Annotated in this window: 13 protein-coding genes and 5 pseudogenes; 9 read left to right on the top strand and 9 right to left on the bottom strand. The window is 60.0% G+C overall.

Features of this window, described 5'->3' with window-relative positions; translation table 11 throughout:
* Positions 1-286: 286 nt before the first annotated feature.
* A pseudogene (locus QCE63_RS35020) lies at positions 287-523 on the bottom strand (SDR family oxidoreductase); the annotation flags it as partial.
* A gap of 107 nt (positions 524-630) precedes the next feature.
* Here QCE63_RS35020 and QCE63_RS35025 point away from each other — a divergent pair.
* The 3 genes and pseudogenes from QCE63_RS35025 to QCE63_RS35035 all read left to right on the top strand — a co-directional run.
* Positions 631-843 (top strand): YetF domain-containing protein, encoded by a 213-nt coding sequence (locus QCE63_RS35025; protein ID WP_309839798.1) that lies wholly within the window; start codon positions 631-633, stop codon positions 841-843.
* 490 nt (positions 844-1,333) lie between these two features.
* Positions 1,334-1,561 (top strand): annotated as a pseudogene (locus QCE63_RS35030) (IS110 family transposase); the annotation flags it as partial.
* Positions 1,562-1,626: 65 nt separating this feature from the next.
* Positions 1,627-1,965, top strand: a pseudogene (locus QCE63_RS35035) (IS30 family transposase); the annotation flags it as partial.
* Between the two features lie 372 nt (positions 1,966-2,337).
* Here QCE63_RS35035 and QCE63_RS35040 read toward each other — a convergent pair.
* The 7 genes from QCE63_RS35040 to QCE63_RS35070 all read right to left on the bottom strand — a co-directional run bounded on the left by QCE63_RS35040 (position 2,338) and on the right by QCE63_RS35070 (position 11,298).
* On the bottom strand, positions 2,338-4,113 hold the full coding sequence (locus tag QCE63_RS35040) for a glycoside hydrolase family 15 protein (protein ID WP_309839799.1): 1,776 nt from the start codon (positions 4,111-4,113) through the stop codon (positions 2,338-2,340).
* A gap of 5 nt (positions 4,114-4,118) precedes the next feature.
* Entirely contained in the window at positions 4,119-5,111 is a 993-nt protein-coding gene (locus QCE63_RS35045; RefSeq protein WP_309839801.1) for an SDR family oxidoreductase, read from the bottom strand.
* Positions 5,112-5,191: 80 nt separating this feature from the next.
* On the bottom strand, positions 5,192-6,778 hold the full coding sequence (locus QCE63_RS35050) for a GMC family oxidoreductase (RefSeq protein WP_404990244.1): 1,587 nt from the start codon (positions 6,776-6,778) through the stop codon (positions 5,192-5,194).
* Between the two features lie 46 nt (positions 6,779-6,824).
* The gene (locus tag QCE63_RS35055; protein WP_309839804.1) at positions 6,825-7,469 is read right to left on the bottom strand and encodes a gluconate 2-dehydrogenase subunit 3 family protein; all 645 of its coding nucleotides are present in this window, start codon (positions 7,467-7,469) and stop codon (positions 6,825-6,827) included.
* Entirely contained in the window at positions 7,466-8,371 is a 906-nt protein-coding gene (locus QCE63_RS35060; protein WP_309839805.1) for a hypothetical protein, read from the bottom strand. The genes QCE63_RS35055 and QCE63_RS35060 overlap by 4 nt, the downstream gene beginning before the upstream one ends.
* A gap of 19 nt (positions 8,372-8,390) precedes the next feature.
* Positions 8,391-9,497 carry an enolase C-terminal domain-like protein gene (locus tag QCE63_RS35065; protein WP_309839806.1) on the bottom strand — a complete coding sequence of 369 codons (1,107 nt, stop codon included), beginning with the start codon at positions 9,495-9,497 and terminating at the stop codon, positions 8,391-8,393.
* A 4-nt stretch (positions 9,498-9,501) separates the two neighbouring features.
* Positions 9,502-11,298: a thiamine pyrophosphate-requiring protein gene (locus QCE63_RS35070; RefSeq protein WP_309839808.1), complete on the bottom strand. Its 1,797-nt coding sequence runs from the start codon at positions 11,296-11,298 to the stop codon at positions 9,502-9,504.
* A 692-nt stretch (positions 11,299-11,990) separates the two neighbouring features.
* Here QCE63_RS35070 and QCE63_RS35075 point away from each other — a divergent pair.
* The 6 genes and pseudogenes from QCE63_RS35075 to QCE63_RS35100 all read left to right on the top strand — a co-directional run.
* Positions 11,991-12,233: pseudogene (locus QCE63_RS35075) on the top strand (DUF4396 domain-containing protein); the annotation flags it as partial.
* Positions 12,234-12,348: 115 nt separating this feature from the next.
* Entirely contained in the window at positions 12,349-12,423 is a 75-nt protein-coding gene (locus QCE63_RS35080; protein WP_309839815.1) for a DUF4396 domain-containing protein, read from the top strand.
* Between the two features lie 5 nt (positions 12,424-12,428).
* A complete protein-coding gene (gene coxB / locus QCE63_RS35085) occupies positions 12,429-13,487 on the top strand; it encodes a cytochrome c oxidase subunit II (protein WP_404990245.1) in 1,059 nt (352 codons plus the stop codon).
* 10 nt (positions 13,488-13,497) lie between these two features.
* Positions 13,498-16,098: a cytochrome c oxidase subunit I gene (ctaD, locus tag QCE63_RS35090; protein ID WP_309839810.1), complete on the top strand. Its 2,601-nt coding sequence runs from the start codon at positions 13,498-13,500 to the stop codon at positions 16,096-16,098.
* A complete protein-coding gene (locus QCE63_RS35095) occupies positions 16,098-16,571 on the top strand; it encodes a hypothetical protein (RefSeq protein ID WP_309839812.1) in 474 nt (157 codons plus the stop codon). Before ctaD ends, QCE63_RS35095 begins: the two co-directional genes overlap by 1 nt.
* A gap of 1 nt (position 16,572) precedes the next feature.
* Positions 16,573-17,904, top strand: a complete 1,332-nt coding sequence (locus QCE63_RS35100) for a c-type cytochrome (protein ID WP_404990246.1) — start codon at positions 16,573-16,575, stop codon at positions 17,902-17,904.
* Positions 17,905-17,959: 55 nt separating this feature from the next.
* Here the strand turns inward: QCE63_RS35100 and QCE63_RS35105 are convergent.
* Positions 17,960-19,001 (bottom strand): annotated as a pseudogene (locus QCE63_RS35105) (molybdopterin dinucleotide binding domain-containing protein); the annotation flags it as partial.
* Positions 19,002-19,099: the final 98 nt, after the last annotated feature.

The following is a 19,099-nucleotide window of genomic DNA, read 5'->3' on the forward strand; positions in this document are numbered from 1 at the left end:
GAGCGTCTGCTGTTTCATTGTCTTTTGGCTAACTCGTTGCTTGTGCGCTCTATAACGCTCGACCCGCACAAGCGGTGGACTTAATCAGCGTTGCCCTAAACGACTTGCACGCTGTCCTTCTCGATGCCTTGGCAAGAACGGAACATGTTAGCGGTCGGTCGAGTTGCCAGGCTTCGCGACATGACTCAACGTGTTGCGAACGAGGACAACGAGCGTCCTCGCGCATTCCTAGCGAAGGACTCCCATACGAGTGTGGCCAATCCAACCAAACCGCCATCCAAGAGTGTTATGAGATCGGATTGCCACCCGTGACGCCGTAGACTTCGCCCGTGACGTAGCTCGACTCTTGCGACGCCAACAGGACATACACCGGTGCCAACTCAGCCGGCTGACCGGGTCGCTTCATGGGCACTTCAGATCCAAACACTTCAATCTTCTCCTGTGGCTGCCCGCCGCTCGGTTGCAGCGGCGTCCAGATCGGACCGGGCGCTACCGCGTTGACACGTACGCCCTTGGGCGCGACCGAGCCGGGCAGTCGTGGGGGCATCGCCAGCGCTTGCAACATTCGCGGCTTCTTTCGTCATCGTTCTCTTGCATCGCGCGTTGGCATGGATATGCGTGAGATGGCCTGTGTTCGAGCGGTTAGTCGGAGGCACTGAGCGTCCGCTTTATTACAACGGCGACTTCGACCGCCAGCAGATGCTTGCCGCCTTGGTGTCACGAACAGACATACTGGAAACAGTGCGAAAAGAACTAGGAACGGATGCACTGGACCGAGTGCAAAGCGCCATTCTCGAACGCAATGGTGAGATAAGCATTATTCGGAGCCCTGGCGCATCATAAAAAGCGACCACTCAACGCGGAACAACAACGACTGCCAAACGTGCAGTCGAGTTGCTTATCCAGCAATCAAGCAGCGCTCTTCGCAATCCATATCGCGACATCATCTGACCCTTCCCTCCCTTGCCGTTGCCTACAATCGCGCCATGCGATTGCCTCGGAGTATCTCCCGTCGGTTATCTCACTTCCGCACGCCTCTCCCAGACGTAGTTGTGAACTTTCGCCGTTAAGGAGCCAAACCGTTTTCGGCATAAAGGCGCCAGGGAGTTTTCGGCGTTTAGGCGCCGCAAAGCCACCCTCCGGAGCAAATGCGTGCCGGGAGGGTAGCGGTTGGCGGTGTTCGAGCGCCCGACTCAGACGCCAGTGGCGCCTTTACGGCGAAAATCTACCGGCGCCTATACGCCGAAAAAAAAGCATAGCTTCACAGGCCAACAGCACCAGTGACCAAATTGGAAGACGATAGAGCATTTGCCAATAAACCGGAGGATCCAAAATGCCTTTGACAACGGTAGGCGTGGACATCGCGAAAAACGTCATTCAGCTTCATTACATTGACGCTGAAACTGGGGAACTCATCAATAAGCCGATGAAACGGGCGTTGTTTTTGGAGCATTTTACAAATCGGGCACCATGCCTGATTGGAATGGAAGCCTGCGGTGGCTCGCAACATTGGGCGCGTAAGCTGATGGCCATGGGTCACGAAGTGAAGCTCATGCTGGCGGATTCAACTGGTCGTAGCAACACCTTTGATCGCGGAGGTGTTGCATGGTGCGAAGTGCAAAGCAGGTGTATCGGTTGACCGGTCGAGCAGCGATGTACTCGCCGGGCGCGCCATCGCTTGGAAACGAGATCGAGCGTCGCTTTTGGCAACAGACCGCGACTGGCATTACAAGCGAGAAGGCAGCGCAGGAGGTAGGCGCGTCTCAAGCGGTGGGCTCGCGCTGGTTCCGCTACCGTGGCGGCACGCCACTATTCATGTCCAAACCGACCACTGGTCGTTACTTGTCGTTCCCTGAGCGAGAAGAGATAGCCTTGCTCTCTGTGGCTTCGCGGTGGGGAAGCCGAACTGTTTCATTTTCCCAGCTGACGTCAGCTAGGCCGACGTTGTTACGCGGCGCTAACCGCCACTTGGGCCCTCAACGGCTTGATCGGCAGCAACGTTCAGTCTCAACATTCCGCTGCGGGCATCGGCAGGGCCAGAAAAGCGACCCTGAGCCCGTTGCCGGAGCGTGGCGCTGGGCGAGGATTTGTCGCCAACGGTGATGCGCGACTCTGGCCAGCGGCGGCTCCGGTGGTACTGCGAAGCTCATCGAGATACTGGCGCGTGCATAGACCCGGAAGCCTTTCGAGGAATCGATGAGGAAAAAGAGCCTTGCGGATCTTGGTCACATCAAGATGGACAACATGGTCGACCGTTGCGCCAGTTTGCGCGATCTCACCTTAAATCTGTTGGATGGGCGACGACGTTAAGGACATAGACATTGCCTATCCACCGGACTAGCCGCCGCCTCGCTGCAGAGTCGGACCACTTAGTCCAAGAGCGGTATTGATGACAGCCAGATGGCTGAGCGCCTGCGGAAAATTGCCGGCGAGTTCGTCCCGTTGCGCATCGTATTGCTCAGCAAGCAGTCCAACGTCGTTGGCTACTTCAAGCACCCGATCGAATTGTGCCCGAGCTTCATTGTGGCGCCCCAACATGTGCAAGCAATCGGCCATCCAGCACGAGCACGCCAGAAATGTCCCTTCGCTGGGCTCATTGGAACCTCTTCGCCGGCGCCGAATCAGACCATCTTCTGTCAGTTCTCGCCGGATCGCCTCAATCGTCGACAACATGCGAGCGTCATTGGCCGGGAGAAATCCCACCAGCGGCATCAGCAAGAGACTGCCGTCGAGCTCGTCACTTCCGTAGTATCGCGTGAAGCTGCCCCGTCCTTCGTTCCACGCCTCCTCGCAAACTTCGCGGTGAATCTGGTCTCTCACCGGTTTGAGTCGAGCGACGAGGGCTGCGTAAGCAGGCTCATGGGCCCGGTGCGTGATGTACCGCTCCATTGCGACCCAGGCCATGACCCGGGAGTATGTGTAGTGGCGTGGCGTTGAACGAGATTCCCAGATGCCAGAGCCGGGAGTGTTCCAGACCTTCTCAAGGTGTTCGACGATCCGCGTTTCGATAAAATCGTCTTCGGCAGTCGACGGGAGACCACCGCGGCGGGCGATGTCCAGACAGTCGATGACTTCTCCAAACACGTCGACTTGCTGCTGGTGCGCAGCTGAATTGCCGACGCGCACTGGCTGGGCATAGCGGTAGCCGCCCAACCAACCAATTAGCGATTCTTCGAGCCGCCTGCTACCATCGACGCGGTACATAATGGCAATGTGTTCGGGTGAGCAAGCGATGGTACGGACAAGCCAATCGCGCCATGCGCGCGCCTCTTCGTGGAAACCAGCGTTGAGCAGCGCGACAAGCGCGAAACACGTGTCGCGCAACCAGCAGTATCGGTAGTCCCAGTTCAATGAACCGCCGGGAGCTTCGGGTAAAGAAGTCGTCGATGCGGCGACCATCGCGCCGCTACTTGCATGAATCAGCGCTTTGAGAGTCAGCAACGAGCGTCTGACCGGCCCCGGCCATGACGTGCGCGAGTTATCGAACGCGCTCACCCAACGTCGCCAGTATTGCTGAGTGGCAAGCAGCGCCGCTTCTGCGTCGATCGGTTGAGAGGCAAGCCCATGCGAGGCTGCATGCGATAGCGCGAAACCCACGCGCTCACCTTCCCGGATGTCGAAATCTGAAACGATCGAACCGTTTTGCAACGTCAAGGGAGCGTCGGATCGCAGTGCGATGACGTCGGGCCCGCGAGTGGCCAGCGCCATGCCGTCTGCAACGCTCATCCACGGTGCGAGCAAGCCATAGTCGAAGCGCAGGCGCAACGCGCAGCGCAACCGGACCGTGTTATGCAACCCAACCACGATCCTGATTACGGCGTTGCGCTCCGCGATCACTGGCATGAAGTCGATCAAGCGCACCGCACCGTCGGCGGTCACGAGATCGGTCTCCATGACCAGTGTGTCCTGCTGATAGCGTCGAACTCGTCGAATCACGGCCTGCGTGGGTGCGATGGACCACTCACCGTTTTCCGGAGTGCCGAGCAAAGAAGCGAAGCATGCGTCGCTGTCAAAGCGGGGCCAACAGAGCCATTCGATTGATCCTTCACGGCTCAGGAGTGCGGCGGTTTGCCCATTGCCTAGCAGCGAATAATCTTCGATACGTTTTCCCATGATGCTTATCTGGGGCGGCTCGACAGGATTTTTACCATACCGGCCAAACCAATGGCGGCGAGCGCCCAGAAAGCGGTGCGGTGGCGATTGGTGAACATTTCCCAACTTCGGCTTCTTGCCTGCCCATCGAATCTGCCATGGGCCGTAAAGTCGCCCGGCACCGGCTCAAACAGGTTGGATGGCGCAGCGGTAGCGACGGGCTCTTCGGTGAGTTGCCCCCGATATCCCGAGCGTGCGAGATATCGATCGATGAGCGCGGGGGCAATGCGGTTAGCGAGTATCGCTTTGACCGTCGAGAAACCGACCCAGATTTCCCGGCGCCGATGCGTTGCCGCAAAATAGATGGCGCGGGCTGCGACTTCGGGTTGATAGATCGGTGCGACGGGCCGCGCACGGTGCGCCATCTTGTTCAGAGCCCAGTCGAATTGCGGAGTATTAATCGCCGGCAGGTCAACAAGGGTCAGGTGGACGTTGAGGCGATCGTGCTGCATCTCGGAACGCAGGCTATCTGTGAAGCCCCGAATCGCGAACTTGGCGCCACAATAGACGGACTGGAGGGGAACGGACCGATACCCCAGCGCCGAACCCACATTGACGATCGTTCCCCGATTGCGTACTCGCATGCGAGACAGCGCCGCCATCATGCCGTGCACCTGCCCGAGGTATGTGACTTTGGTGCCGCGCTCGACTTCTTCGGGAGCCAGTTCAGACACGGGTGCAAAGACCGTTGCCATTGCAACGTTGACCCACACGTCGATGGGACCTAACACTTGCTCCGCTCGCGCGGCGGCTTGATCGACTGCCGCGGCGTCCGCCACGTCCGTCGGAATCGCGAGCGCACGTACGCCGTAGTTTGCCTCGATCCCTCTGGCAGACCGTTCAAGGCGCTCCGGATCCCGCGAAAGCAACGCCACATCGTAGCCGTGCCGGGCGAACTCTTCAACGCAGGCCCGGCCGACTCCCGCGCCGGCACCGGTGACGACCACCACTTTCTTCATTGCTTAAACCTCCTTGCATGTGAATCAACCTTTCCTGATCGCATGCAGTCCGTTGCAGTCTACCGATGCACAGCCGCTGCTTAAAGCTCTCCGCGTCCTGCAAGCGCTTCGATGCGATCGGCCGTGCGCAACGCGATGGCTTGAATCGTAAGGGACGGGTTGACACCACCGACGGTCGGGAATACGGACCCATCGCAGATCCACAGGTTGCGAATATCCCAGCTTCGGCAATCCCCATTGACCACACTGGTAACGGGACTTGTTCCCATGCGCGCCGTGCCGTTCAGGTGTGCAGTGTCGTCGGTTTGCGCCCACACATCGCGTGCGCCAGCGGCCTCAAGTGCCGTCTGCATGAAGCGAAGCGAATGGTCGATCAATCGTCGGTCGTTATCGCACCATGAATGGGTCACGCGCGCGACCGGTAGTCCATACTGGTCCTTTTCATCGGCGAGCGTCACACGGTTGCGCTCCTGCGGCATGGTCTCGCCGACGATGCGTAAGCCCGCCTGATGGTTGTACTTGCGCATTTCATCAAGCAACGCGTCGCCCCATAGCCCACGCCCCGTCTGTACCGCTGACCAGGCCACCGGCAACGGCCCTTGACTCATATAGGCGTAGCCGCCGAAGAAGTCCTTGCCCCGGTCTTCGTAGTTCCAGTGCTCCGTCAGCGCAAGGGAAGGCGGGCCCTTGTACCAGCGAACTTCTTCTTCCATCGTTCCCCAGACGGCCTGATTGCTTTGCACCATCAGGTTTTTGCCGACAAGGCCCGAACTGTTCGCGAGACCGTCGGGATAACGGTCGGTCGCCGACATGAGCAGCAGGCGCGGCGTTTCAATCGCATATCCCGCCACGACGACGTTGCGTGCACGCTGGAACTGCCATTGCCCTTCGCGGAAGTATTCGACCCCTTCAGCGCGGCCATTGTCGCCCATGACTACGCGTCCGACCATCGCGAGATCGCGAATTTCCGCGCCCGCGTGCACAGCGCGAGGAATCCAGGTCACGAGCGCGCTTTGCTTAGCATTAGTCGCGCATCCTGACACGCAGAAGCCGCGGTACACGCACGGGTGCGCCTCGCCCCTCGGTGCGGAAACCGTCGCGAGCGGTGTCGGGCTCCAGTCGATACCAAGCGCGTCGCAGCCACGCGCGAGGACGAGCGCAGCCGCATTGAGTTCGTGCGCGCGGTAGGGGTAACGCGGGCGCTTTGGCCCCCACGGATAGTTGACGGGTCCGGCGATTTTCAGCGCGTCTTCGACTTGCGCGTAGTAGTGCCACATCTCGCGCCAGTCGACGGGCCAGTCGGCTCCGTAACCAAGCAGGCTTCTGGCCTTAAACCATTCGGGACGAAAGCGCAGCGAGACCATCGCGAAATGCACGGTGCTGCCGCCGACGGCCTTGCCGCTGTTGTTGTTGCCGAGTTGGAGCGGATTCTCGCCATCGCAGATGCGCTCATCTGTCCAGAACAGCTTGCTCTGATGGTGCTCGTCCGATGCGAACTCTTCGAGCGGACGCCACCACGCGCCGGCGTCGAAGGCGACGACGCTGAACCCCTTCTCGGCGAGACGGCAAGCGAGCGTACCGCCGCCCGCACCGGTGCCAACGATGGCGAAATCGACAGCTTCGTTCTTGGGGAATTCGCGCATCGGCAGCCAGGCGCCGTAACGCATGACATCGGGTGCGCGTCCGTTCTTGCCGCGGGGCACACGCTGCGGATCATCGGACACGGCGATTCTCCTTGAGGGCCTCGTCCTCTTTTCCGGGCTTGGCTTCCGCCGCTTCCCACGGATCTCGCCGATTCGCCACCATTCGCACGTAGCCGCGCGGATTAGCCGGCCCGCCGAATCCCATCTCATTCCACGCGTGCGGATGTGAATAGTAAGCGCCGCAGATGTCGTGCAACACACGCTTGGAGAAGAAGACGTCGCTCGGCATGTCTTGCCACGCATCGCCGGTCAGCTTCCCTGCTTGCATGTCCTTGATGATCTCGAGCGCCGCACCCCTGTCAATGCTCGCAAGCGGCAAGTCGTAGCGTGCCCGGCATTCGGCATCGAGCGCTGCAAGGCCGATGCGCCAGGCATCGGGCATCGAAGGCAAGCGGGCATCGCGATAGCCGTCGCCGATTCTTGTGATCAATTTCGTATCGAGCATCTCGGGAACCGGAACAGGCGCGTTCGCGGACATTTGCGGAACGACCAGGTCGCATAGGGCGCGCACGGCTTTCCATTGAACAGCATCGAAAAAACGAGGATCTTTCGGCGGGTGCAGGCGCTCATCGATGACCTGCCGCGTAATATCGTCCCATGACGGCGTGTCGCGCTTTGACAGGACGTCGTAGCCAGGATAGCGGGGCAAAGTCATCGTTCGGTCTCCCGCAAACGCTGCGCGGCGAGTCCCGCGATTGCGAGCGCGGAGAAGCTCGGCGGGGCGGGCAAGGGCGGCCCATTGAAGAGGTTCTGGCTCCAGTTGCGCCAGCCGCCGCGATTGCGCGCAATGCCTCGTGCATGAAAGCCCACGCCGATGAAGCCAAGCGCTGTCGTCACGCGCAGCCACAGTCGCGTGAACCAACGCTCGCGCGGTGCGCAAATCGCTGTATTCGCGAGCAGCAACGAGGCGACGGGCGCGACAACGATGGGCGCATACATCGCAGGATTTTGGAACGCACCGCGAAAGTGCAGCAGTCCCACTTCGCCGAGCGTCCCGGCGAGGCCAGCGCTGACGAGCAGGGCAAGGGCCTGTCCCGCCGGCATGCCAAGGAGCTCTGGCTCGTGCGCGGGCTCATCGCGCAGCCGCTCAGCGACGGCCCCCAGCGCACCAGACAGCAGGAGCGCCATTGGCGCACCGATGGGTGCGGCGTAAAACAGGTTGTGCCAACTGAGTCGTCCCGGGCGCTTCGTGATGTTATAAAGGTGAAAGCCAGTTCCGACGACGCCTGCGAGCGCCGCCGCGATGAAAACCGAATCGCGCACGGCGTGCCGCCGAGGATGGCTGTCTCGCCCGCCATGAAGGCCCGCAAAGAGCGAGAGGGTCGAGACGACGAGCGGCGTGTACATGGCGGGATTATCGAAGGAGCCGCGGTAGTGTTCCATTGCGCTATCGGCGAGAACGGACAGCGCGAGCAGGGCCGAGCTGCGGTTGAACGTGCGCGCAGTATCGATGTGGGTCTGCTTCTCCTGTTCGTTTTCGATGCGTCCGGTGGCCCTGCTCAGCGCGGCAACACCACACGCGAGCCCCAGACCGATTGTGATGACGGTGCGTTTCATCGTTCGTTGCCTGCTCCCTTTAGACCGCATAGCGGTGGGCGTCTTGGTGCCTGAAATCGAGTCCGCAGCCGGGCCGGGAAAGGTCGGGCGCCATCGCGCCATTGACAGCGCGCGGTGCGCCGTCAAAGAGCATCTGTTCGATGCGAACGTGGTCGTGAAACCACTCCTGGTGCCGCAGGCGCGGAACGGCGCAGGCGACGTGCAGATGCATTGAAGGCGCGCAGTGCCCAGAAAGCGGCGTGTGAAAGGCATCGCATAGCGCAGCGACGCGCATGAAGCCAGTGATCCCACCGCAGCGCGTTACATCAGCCTGGAGCACATCGACGGCCTCGTGCATCAGAAGCGAGCGAAAGTCGTCGGCCGTATAGCCATACTCGCCCGCCGCTAGTTCCATGTGCGTGGGCAACGCATGGCGAACAGAGGCGAGCCCGGCCTGATCATCCGATGAAATTGGCTCCTCGAACCACGAAACGTTCTCGGCTTCGAAGCGGTGTGCGTAGTCGACCGCCTGCTTGCGGTCCAGTGCGCCGTTGGCATCGACAAAAAGACCGGCGCTCTCACCAATTGCATCGCGCGCAATCTCTACGCGATGCGGATCACGATCGGGATCGCTGCCAATCTTGATCTTCGCCCAGCGGCAACCGTCTTTATGCACCCATTGTCCGAGCTGGTCGCGGATATCGTCGTCGGAATAGGTTGTGAAGCCGCCGCTGCCGTAAAGCGGTACGCACTTGCGTGTCGCTCCGAGTAGCCGGACAAGCGGCATATCGAGCAGCCGCGCCTTGACGTCCCACAGCGCACAATCAAGCGCCGAAATGGCGGTCGCCGCCGCACCGGAGCGCCCGATGTTGCGCACCTTGCCTTGCATGCGCTGCCAGAGCGCGTCGATATTCCACGCGTCCTCGCCGATAAGAATCGGGCCGAGCGTTTTCTCGATGAGCTTTGCGACACTCGCATCGTTGTAGGTGAAGCCGAGGCCGGTCTTGCCGGCCGCGGCGACCTCGACGACGACAAGCGTCGTCGAGTCCCACGCATACGTGCCGTCGGCTTCCGGCTTGTCGGTGGGAATCGTATAGGCACGGCTGCGTATGGCTTCAATCGGCGCGTCGCGGCGAGTGAGATGCATTGGGTCACTCGTCCTTGTGGCCGGGAAGGATCGCGCCCAGCACTTGTTTGGCCGTATCGACAATCACGCTGCCTTCATCCGGGTCGCCCTCGAATAAAGTCGTCGCGAACGCTTTCGCCTGTTGTAGTGTGATGTGCGGCGGCAGCGGCGGCACGTTCGGATCGGCCTTCACTTCGATCACTACGGGACGATCGGAGGCCAGCGCTTCATCCCACACGGCGGCCATGCGCTCGGCGTCATCGACATAAAGCCCTCGCAGCCCGATGAGTTCCGCGAAGCGGTGATACGGGACCGAAGGAATATCCTGCGACGCTTCGAACTTCGGATCACCGTTCATCACACGTTGCTCCCAGGTGACCTGGTTCAGGTCTTCGTTGTTCAGCACCATGCAGATCCAGCGTGGATCCGACCACTGTTTCCAGTACTTTGATACTGTGATCAGCTCCGCCATATTGTTCATCTGCATTGCGCCATCGCCGACGAGCGCGATCACCGGCCGCTCGGGATGCGCGAACTTGGCGGCAATCGCATAAGGGACCGCTGCGCCCATCGACGCAAGGCCGCCCGATAGCGAGCACATCATGCCGCGCTTGACCTTGAGATCGCGTGCGAACCAGTTCGCGCACGAGCCGGAATCGCTGGTGACGATCGCGTTTGACGGCACACGCGGCGACAATTCCCACACCGTGCGTTGCGGATTGACGCTGCCTTTCGAAGGCTCCAGCGCGCGTTTTTCGAGCTTCTTCCACCAGTCGTCAAGCCAGCCCGCGATGTCGTTTCGCCATGCGTCGTCCGTCTGCTGCTTAAGCATGGGCAGTAGTGCGCGCAAAGTCTCGGCGCTGTCGCCGACCAGGTTTACTTCCATCGGATAGCGGATAGAAAGCATATCCGCCTTGATGTCGATCTGAACGCCGCGTGCCGCACCTTCCTTTGGTAGGAACTCTGAATAAGGAAACCCTGAGCCGACCATCAGCAGCGTATCGCATTCGGTCATCAGTTTGTAGCTGGGCTCAGTGCCGAGCAGGCCAATCGACCCAGTCACGTATGGCAAGTCATCCGGCAGCGCAGCTTTACCGAGCAGCGCTTTCGCCACGCCTGCGCCCAGCTTGTCGGCTATCGCGATGACCTCATCGGTGGCTTCAAGCGCGCCCGCGCCGACGAGAATGGCAACCTTCTTTCCGGCGTTGAGGACTTCAGCGGCGCGTTGAAGCTCGTCAGCGTAAGGCACGATCTTCGGCGTGCGATACCCCACGCCTGAATGTAATGTGCCGTGCTTGCGTGGGGGCGGCTCGTATTTCAGATCCTGCAGATCGTTTGGCAAAATCAGGGCCGTCACTTTGCGTTCACCGAGGGCCGTGCGCACCGCGCGATCGACGAGATGACGAATCTGCGACGGCACGCTTGCCTGCTCGACGAATGCGCCGGCGACGTCCTTGAACATCGCCTGCAGGTCAAGTTCCTGCTGGTAGTGGCCACCAAGCGCTGCACGTGCCTGCTGGCCGGCAATGGCGAGCACCGGCATGTGATCCAGCCGTGCGTCGTACAGGCCGGTGAGCAAATGCGCCGCGCCGGGACCGGATGTGGCGATGCACACGCCCAGCTCACCCGTGAACTTCGCATGCGCAGAGGCCATGAATGCGGCCATTTCTTCGTGCCGCGCCTGAATGAATTCGATCTTGCCGTTCGCGCGATTGAGTGCGCCGAAGACGCCATTGATGCCATCGCCGGGGTATCCGTAGATGCGGCGCACGCCCCAAGCGTAGAGGCGGTCGATGAGAAAGTCGCCTACGGTGGCTGCCATTTTCTATCTCCAATGATGCTGCTAACGGTGTCATGTAACCGAGTGCCTGCAAGCGGTCGCAATCACTATGCCGCTGTATTTCGGTTACCTGACTGCCAACGTCCAGGATAAAGTCAGACGGTGTGCCATGGCCGCTTAAGCGGCCAACGGAAGTTCGCTCTCGGGGCGGTGGTTCAGCGTCGCGGACGCGCCGAACCCGTCTTAACGGCTTCTCCAAGCACTTGCAAGATCAGTCTGCGCTGTCTGCGGATTGAAAGGAGGCTTGGGGCCGCGAAAGGTTGTCATTGCCCGTGCGACCTCGGGCGTGCGATACCGAGACATGTCTTTGCCAAACTTCCGGAGCGGGGCGAGCGTCTGCGCTCGCTCATTGATTGGAACAGCTATTGCTACCGAGGCGGCGGTGGGGCTGTTGTCATCGTGACGGGACGACTCCTCCCACGTACACTGGCTTGCAGGAGATATCTTGGATGCATGACGGATGGTCTGACGTGGCTCCCGCGATATGGTTGGCAATATCCGTCCTATCAGCGCTGCTGGTGTACTTCGATGTCTGGATCGCCAGTCACCGCCAGCGAATGGCGATCATGTCCGCCGTATGGCCACTGACAATGTTGTACTGGGGGCCGGTAGGCCTGCTTTTCTACTTTTCCTTCGGTCGATCCACCTCCGCCACGGCTCAGCACGATGTGCCGATGTGGCGCGCCACATTTCTCGGCGCGACTCACTGCGGAGCCGGCTGTGCGCTGGGCGATTTCATTGGTGAATGGCTGGCGTTCATCTTTGCGGTGACAATCGCTGGCTCTGAGCTCACCGGCAGACTTGCGTGCGCCTTTGTGCTTGCCTACCTCATTGGGGTGGCATTTCAGTACTTTTCGATTGCACCGATGCGCGGCCTAGGACTGCGCGACGGCATCATGGCGGCGGTAAAGGCGGACACGCTTTCTTTACTCGCATACGAGATCGGAATGTTCGGCTGCATGATTGCCTTCGCCAAGGGCGACCCCACTGAAGCCTACGGACGCGATGTATTGGGTAAGGATGCAAATAGCGATGGTTGCAGGCTTTGCGACGACGTATCCGGTCAACTATTGGCTAATCCAACGCGGCGTGAAGGAGAAGATGTGAAATCCATGCGTCGACTGCTCGCGAGGCTTCATTGGTCAGGCGTTGCGGGCGCGATCGCCTTCTACGCCCCGAGCGTCTGCGCGAACGACTACGCAACCCCGAACGGTCACGAAGCGCTGGTGCCCGCACGGACGCCGCTCGCCTACTTTCTGAGAAGCGAGGGCCCCGCTGCGCACCCAGTATTGCACTTGAACTGGGTGCTTACCGCTATTTGCTGCCTCGTCTGTGTGGCTATCGCTGTCATGCTGGCAATGGCTATGTTTCGGCGCCGTAAGCAACAAGATCCGCGCGCGCTCACGTCTAAAGGCGGCACCCGTTTCGTATTTGTTAGCACGGCGATTTCGACCGTCACGTTGATGGGCATCGCGGTCTACATGTTGGTAGTGCTGGCCGAGGTGGCCGAACCGCCGAGCGAGCCCGCACTGACCGTCACGGTAACTGCTTACGATTGGTGGTGGAAAGTGGACTACGGCGATGGTCCCAGCCAGTTCACGACCGCCAACGAGTTGCACATTCCGGTCGGCGTGCCAGTGCTCGTGCGTCTGAAGAGCGCTGATGTAATTCACGCTTTTTGGGTGCCTGAGTTGTCCGGCAAGACGCAGGCGATACCTGGAGTCGTCAACCGACAATGGATTCAGGCGGATCGACCGGGGGTGTTTCGTGGGCAATGCACCCAATATTGCGGGTTGCAACACGCACACATGGCATTCGAAGTCTATGCGCAGCCAGAAGCTGCCTTCGAGCGATGGGCAAACGCGCAGCGCGAGACTGCGCCTGCGCCATCGACGGTTCAGGCAGTTCGTGGAGCGAAGCTTTTTGAAGAACGTTGCGCGGGCTGTCACGCGGTGCGGGGCAGCCGCGCTTCCGGGGTGCAAGCACCCGATCTCACGCATGTCCTCTCACGCCGACTCATCGCTGCAGGATCGGTCGTCAACACGCCCGAGAACCTGCTTCACTGGATCCAAAACGTACAAACGATAAAGCCCGGCTCGCAGATGCCCAACATGAAGTTAACGTCTGCAGAGGCGACCGATTTAATGGCATATCTTGCAACCCTCAAGTAAGGATTTGATGATGTCCGCGACGCACGATCGCAGCGCGCACCACTCCCATCCGGTTGCGTTTCGAAGGGAGCTTAAGTTCGGCCGCGTGCCGCAAGGATCCGAAGCAGAGCAACATCTGCGCGACACATGGGAGGGCGAAGCGGGCTGGCGGGGCTTTATCACGACGGTCGACCATAAGAAGATCGGCTTACGCTACATCGTCACGGCGTTTGTGTTTTTGCTGATAGGGGGTGTCGAAGCGTTGCTGATGCGCCTGCAGCTGGCGCGGCCCAATGAGACGTTGCTCACGCCCGACCAGTACGCGCAACTCTTTACGATGCACGGCGTGACGATGATCTTCCTCTATGCGCTGCCTGTGCTGAGTGGATTCGCCAACTTCCTTTGGCCGCTGATGCTCGGCTCGCGCGACATGGCATTCCCGCGACTCAATGCGCTGTCGTACTGGGTGTTCCTATTCGCCGGTATTTTCCTGTATTGCAGTTTTCCGTTCGGCCAAGCGCCTAATGCAGGGTGGTTCAACTACGTGCCCCTGTCGTCGCTCGAATATAACCGCGGTCCGAACATCGACGTCTATTCGCTCGGCATGGTGCTCCTTGGTGTATCGACGACAGTCGGCGCGGTGAACTTTGTCGTGACGCTTTTTCGTATGCGTGCGGTCGGCATGTCCGTAGACCGGTTGCCCATCATCGTGTGGGGAACGCTCACCATCTCCTTCGCCAACCTGTTTGCCGTGCCGGCGGTGAGTCTTGCTTTCTTTCTGCTATGGATGGACCGCAACGTCGGAACTCATTTTTTCGATGTCGCCGCCGATGGCCGTCCGCTGCTCTGGCAACACCTCTTCTGGATGTTTGCGCATCCGTGGGTATACGTAGTCGTGCTGCCGGCCATGGGTATCGTATCGGACGCTCTACCGACCTTCACAAGGCGCCCACTCGTGGCTTATGCCGCCGTCGCAATGTCTACAGTCGCCACGATGATCATCGGGTTCGAAGTGTGGATCCACCATATGTTCGCAACCGGTATTGCGCCGCTTGCGCTAGCGTTCTTCGGTGCGGCGAGTGTGCTTATCACGATACCGAGTGCAATAGCCGTTTTCGCCTGGATCGCGACGATATGGATGGGACGTCCCGTTTTCACCGTGCCGTTTCTTTACTTCGCAAGTTTCGTGCTGATGTTCGTGATTGGCGGTGTGTCGGGCGTAATGACTGCAGCCGTGCCGCTCGACTGGCAGCTCAACGAGACTTACTTCGTGGTGGCGCATCTGCACTATGTTTTGCTCGGCATCAACGTATTCCCGGTGTTTGGCGGCATCACGTACTGGTTCCCAAAATTCACCGGACGTCTGATGAACGAGAGGCTTGGGAAGCTATCGTTCTGGATTATCCTCGTTGGCTTCAATCTCGGTTTTTTTCCGATGCACATCTCGGGGCTGCTTGGCATGCCGCGTCGCATTTACACTTATCCGGACGGCATGGGCTGGGATACATCGAATCTGATTACGACGATCGGGTCGTTTCTACTGGGCATCGGCGTACTAGTATTCGCGTTCAACGCGCTCGTGTCGGCGAAGCGAGGGAAGAAGGCGCCGCCCAATCCATGGGATGCGCCCGGCCTCGAGTGGTCGCTGCCATCGCCGCCGCCGCCGTATAACTTCGCGGTGCTGCCGATCGTGGAGTCTCGCCATCCGATGTGGGAAGACCGTCTCCAGCCGTCCGGACGACATTCGAGCCTTGAAGAAGGTTACCTGCTGCATGAAGGTCGCGAGGCGCTGGGTGTCCATCCCTTCACCGGGAAACCGGATGTCATCCTTAAAATGCCAGAGGACGCATGGTCTCCCTTCTTTCTAGGACTCTTCGTCGCGATCACCTTTGTGGGCATGCTGCTTCGATCGCCTTCGCTCACGGTCGCTGCTTTTGCGGCGAGCAGCGCAACGCTGATCGCATGGATGTGGCCTCGGCGCTCATTAGCGCAACGAGAACCGCCGGCGCCAAAACAAACGGTTCCCGCGGCCAGCGACGATTGCGAGGACGCGCTGCCCGTCGGCAGTGCGGGTGAGCACTCGGGCGGCTGGTGGGGCGTACTGGCGCTCGTCTTGACCGAGGCAAGCCTGTTCGGTTATCTGCTTTTTGGTTACTTTTATTCGCAGTCGCAAACGCAGTTGGCGTGGCCGCCGGAAGGCATGCCCAAGGTTGGCGTGGGTGCGCTTAGCACAGCGGTGCTCATCCTCAGTAGCGTATTCGCGTGGCTCTCCGAACGCATGCTCAAAAGAAGTCGAAGATGGCCAGCATTCGCGTGGATGGTGATTGCCATCGCGCTCGGTTGTCTCTTCGTCGGCATTCAGATCAAGGAGTGGCATGACCATCCTTATGGTTTGAGCGCGCATCTCTATGGCTCGCTCTATTTCACCATCACTGGCTTTCACATGGCTCACGTGCTGGTCGGCCTAGTCATCTTGGTCTTGCTTGCGGTATGGATCGCACTTGGGTACTTCGACGAGGAGCGCAACGCACCGATGCGCATCGGCGGACTTTACTGGCACTTCGTCGACGTGGTGTGGCTCTTCATTTTTGCCTCGCTGTATGTGACGCCCTTCTGGTTGAGAGGCCATTGATGCAAGATCCCGCCTCGATGCAAGAGAAGCTTACCGTTGCCGAGAAGCGCCGGCTCTGGATATTTGCGGGCGCCGGCTTCTTTATCTCGCCCGGCGCGTGGTTGCTGCAGGTCATGATCTCCGAGACGCTCGCCGCGCAGAGCTGCGACACAACGGTCCCGCTGCGCTCGCCAGGCGTGCCGCATATGCAGGCATGGTTGTACGGCGTCTCCGCCAGCGCGTTGCTTGTCTCGATCGCTTGTGCGACGGTGGCTACGCACGGCTTCATGTTGCTGCAACGCAAGCATCAGCGCATAAGAAAGAGCACATCGAAAAAGCGCTCCAACGAGAAGCCGCCTAGGGAGCAGGAGGAAGTTAGCCGCAAGCGGTTCATTGCGCTTTGCAGTGCTTTGATTGGCTGTCTATTTGTGCTCGCGCTCGTATTCACGATCCTTGCAGAAGTATTCCTCGCTTCTTGCAGCCAATGGCATTGACATGACTGCCCGACGAAGCTTGACGCTCCTCGCTTGCATCCTATCGGCCACCGCTTCGATGATTGGCGGATGTAGCGGCGGCGCCGATGATCATCTTCCGGCCGGCGTCGACGCGCGCTCGCCGGTGGCAAGCGACCCGAAGCTGGTCGCACGCGGCGAATATCTCGCCAAAATAGGGGACTGCGCTGCCTGTCACGACGCCGCGGACCACACCCCTCTTGGCGGCGGTATGCCGGTCAACTCACCGTTCGGGCCGATCTACGGAAGCAATATCACGCCCGATCCACTCTACGGCATTGGGCGCTACACGTTGAAAGAATTCTCGGACGCGATTCGCTACGGCAAGCGCCGCGATGGCAAGCGCCTCTATCCCGCAATGCCTTACGCGTCGTTCGCGCACATGACCGACGACGACGTCACGGCGCTTTATGCGTACCTGATGCATGGGGTCATGCCTGCGGCCAAACGCGCGCCGCAGACGCGGCTGCCGTTCCCATTCAACCAACGTTGGGGCATGCTGTTTTGGTCGTTCGCTTTCGGCAACCGCGACCAATATGAGCCCGACCCGAAGCAGACCGCTCGGTGGAATCGTGGCGCCTATATCGTGCAAGGCTTGGGACATTGCGGGGCCTGTCACACGCCCCGCGGTCCAGCGTATAACGAGCTGGGCTACAGTGAGAAGTCGCCCTGGTACCTGACCGGAGGAGTTCTGGATCACTGGCTGGCGCCAAACTTGACGGGCGACCCCGGAAGCGGGCTAGGGCGCTGGTCGCAAGCCGACATTGTCAGCTTTTTGCGCACCGGGCACGGTGCTGGCGCCATCGCGTTTGGCGCCATGGCACCGACAATTCAAGAGAGCACGCAATATCTGACCGACGCTGAACTCGAGGCGCTCGCCACCTATCTGAAATCGTTGCCGCCGCGCCAAACGTACGGCAGCTACGACTATAACGCGCATGCCAAAGTACAGATGGAGCGGACACTGGAGACCGGCGAGAAGCAAATGCCGGGAGCTGGCATCTATCTATCGTTTTGTGCGCGTTGCCATCAGACTGATGGCAAAGGACAACCAGGGAAAGTTGCGGCGCTCGCCGGAAATCCCGTCGTGCTGTCGGACGACCCAACCTCGATCATGCGCATCGTGATTGAGGGCAGTAAGAGTCCGCTGACCGAAACAGGGCCTGCAACGCAGAAGATGCCCGGCTTCCATGGGCAACTCACGACGAGCCAGATCGCCGAGGTCGTATCGTTCGTCCGGGGCGCGTGGGGCAACCATGCGGGACCCGTGTCTGACCGACAGGTTGAGCGGCTACGCTCGAAAATCCATCAGTAACACTTTGGGCGCAGTCGCCGCCGCCGCGCCCAGACATCCACTGCGTTTGGACTTCTCAAATGATTCGCACTGGAATTGACTTCGCTCCCGGTACCTTGCTTTCCTTCGCGTAGTGCCAAAGGGGCAACAGTACATTGCATTCTGGGTAATATCCGGCGATACACCCTTCCGGAAATTTCATAGGCCTTTATAGCGAGCCCCTCGAGACGCCGGTCGATGCCGTCATCGGCGATTGTCTGCAAGGTGACCTTCTGTCCTTCACGAAGCTGACGTTTCTCAATGTCCGCCTTGTTCATCAGAATCACCATGCGCGAGCCTTTGACTCCGCGAAAGCGATCCTCGATGTTGTAGATCGTCGTATTGAACTGACTATCACTACGCAAAGCCATCAAACGGAGCGCCTCGGGAAACTTCTCGGGCATGTCGGGGTCTTCGCCAAGGGCTTGAGGTGTCACGAATTCAGCTTTACCGGTCTTTGTTTTCCACTGTCGCTGGCGCGCCGGTAGTGGGCGATGAAAGCCGCCGGGCTCCCACATCCGCTTGTTGAAGTCATGAAACGTCTCCGGGTAGGTCTTCGCGATTTCGTCCCGGACCAGTGAATAGTCGTTGCGCCACGCGTCCCAGTCCACAGCCGCGTGGTCTGCGAGCGTTGCCTTTGCAATGCCGGCGACGATATATGGCTCGGGCCGTGCCTTGTCACTAGCAGGTTCGGTCGCGCCGCGCGAGCCGTGCATACAGCCGGTGCTGTCTTCCATGGAGACGGCCTGATCGCCAAGCGGGGTTTGATGGCGCTCGATCCGGCTCAGGCAGGGCAGAATGTACGAAACGTCGCCGTGGACAAGATGGCTGCGGTTGAGCTTTGTCGCAACGTTGATCGTTAGGCGCAAGCGTGCCCATGCGGGCTCAGTCTGTAAGCGGTCGGGGACGGACCGGACGAGATTGCCGCCGAGGTTGAAGACGGCGCGTACATCTCCTTTGACGATGGATTCGAGTGCCTCGATCGTGTTGAGCCCCTTTTTGCGTGGCGGCTCAAAGGAGAATTGTTTGGCCAACTGGTCGAGCGGTGCGAGCTCCGGCTTCTCGATGATGCCGACCGTGGGGCCTGTCAGCAATTTCGTGTTTGAGGCATAACATGCTCACAAGGAGAATTTATGCCTCGCAAACCGAAAACGCAGCCGGCGGATCTGCCGACGAT

It is taken from the genome of Caballeronia sp. LZ065 (genome assembly GCF_031450975.1).
Taxonomy (GTDB): Bacteria; Pseudomonadota; Gammaproteobacteria; order Burkholderiales; family Burkholderiaceae; genus Caballeronia.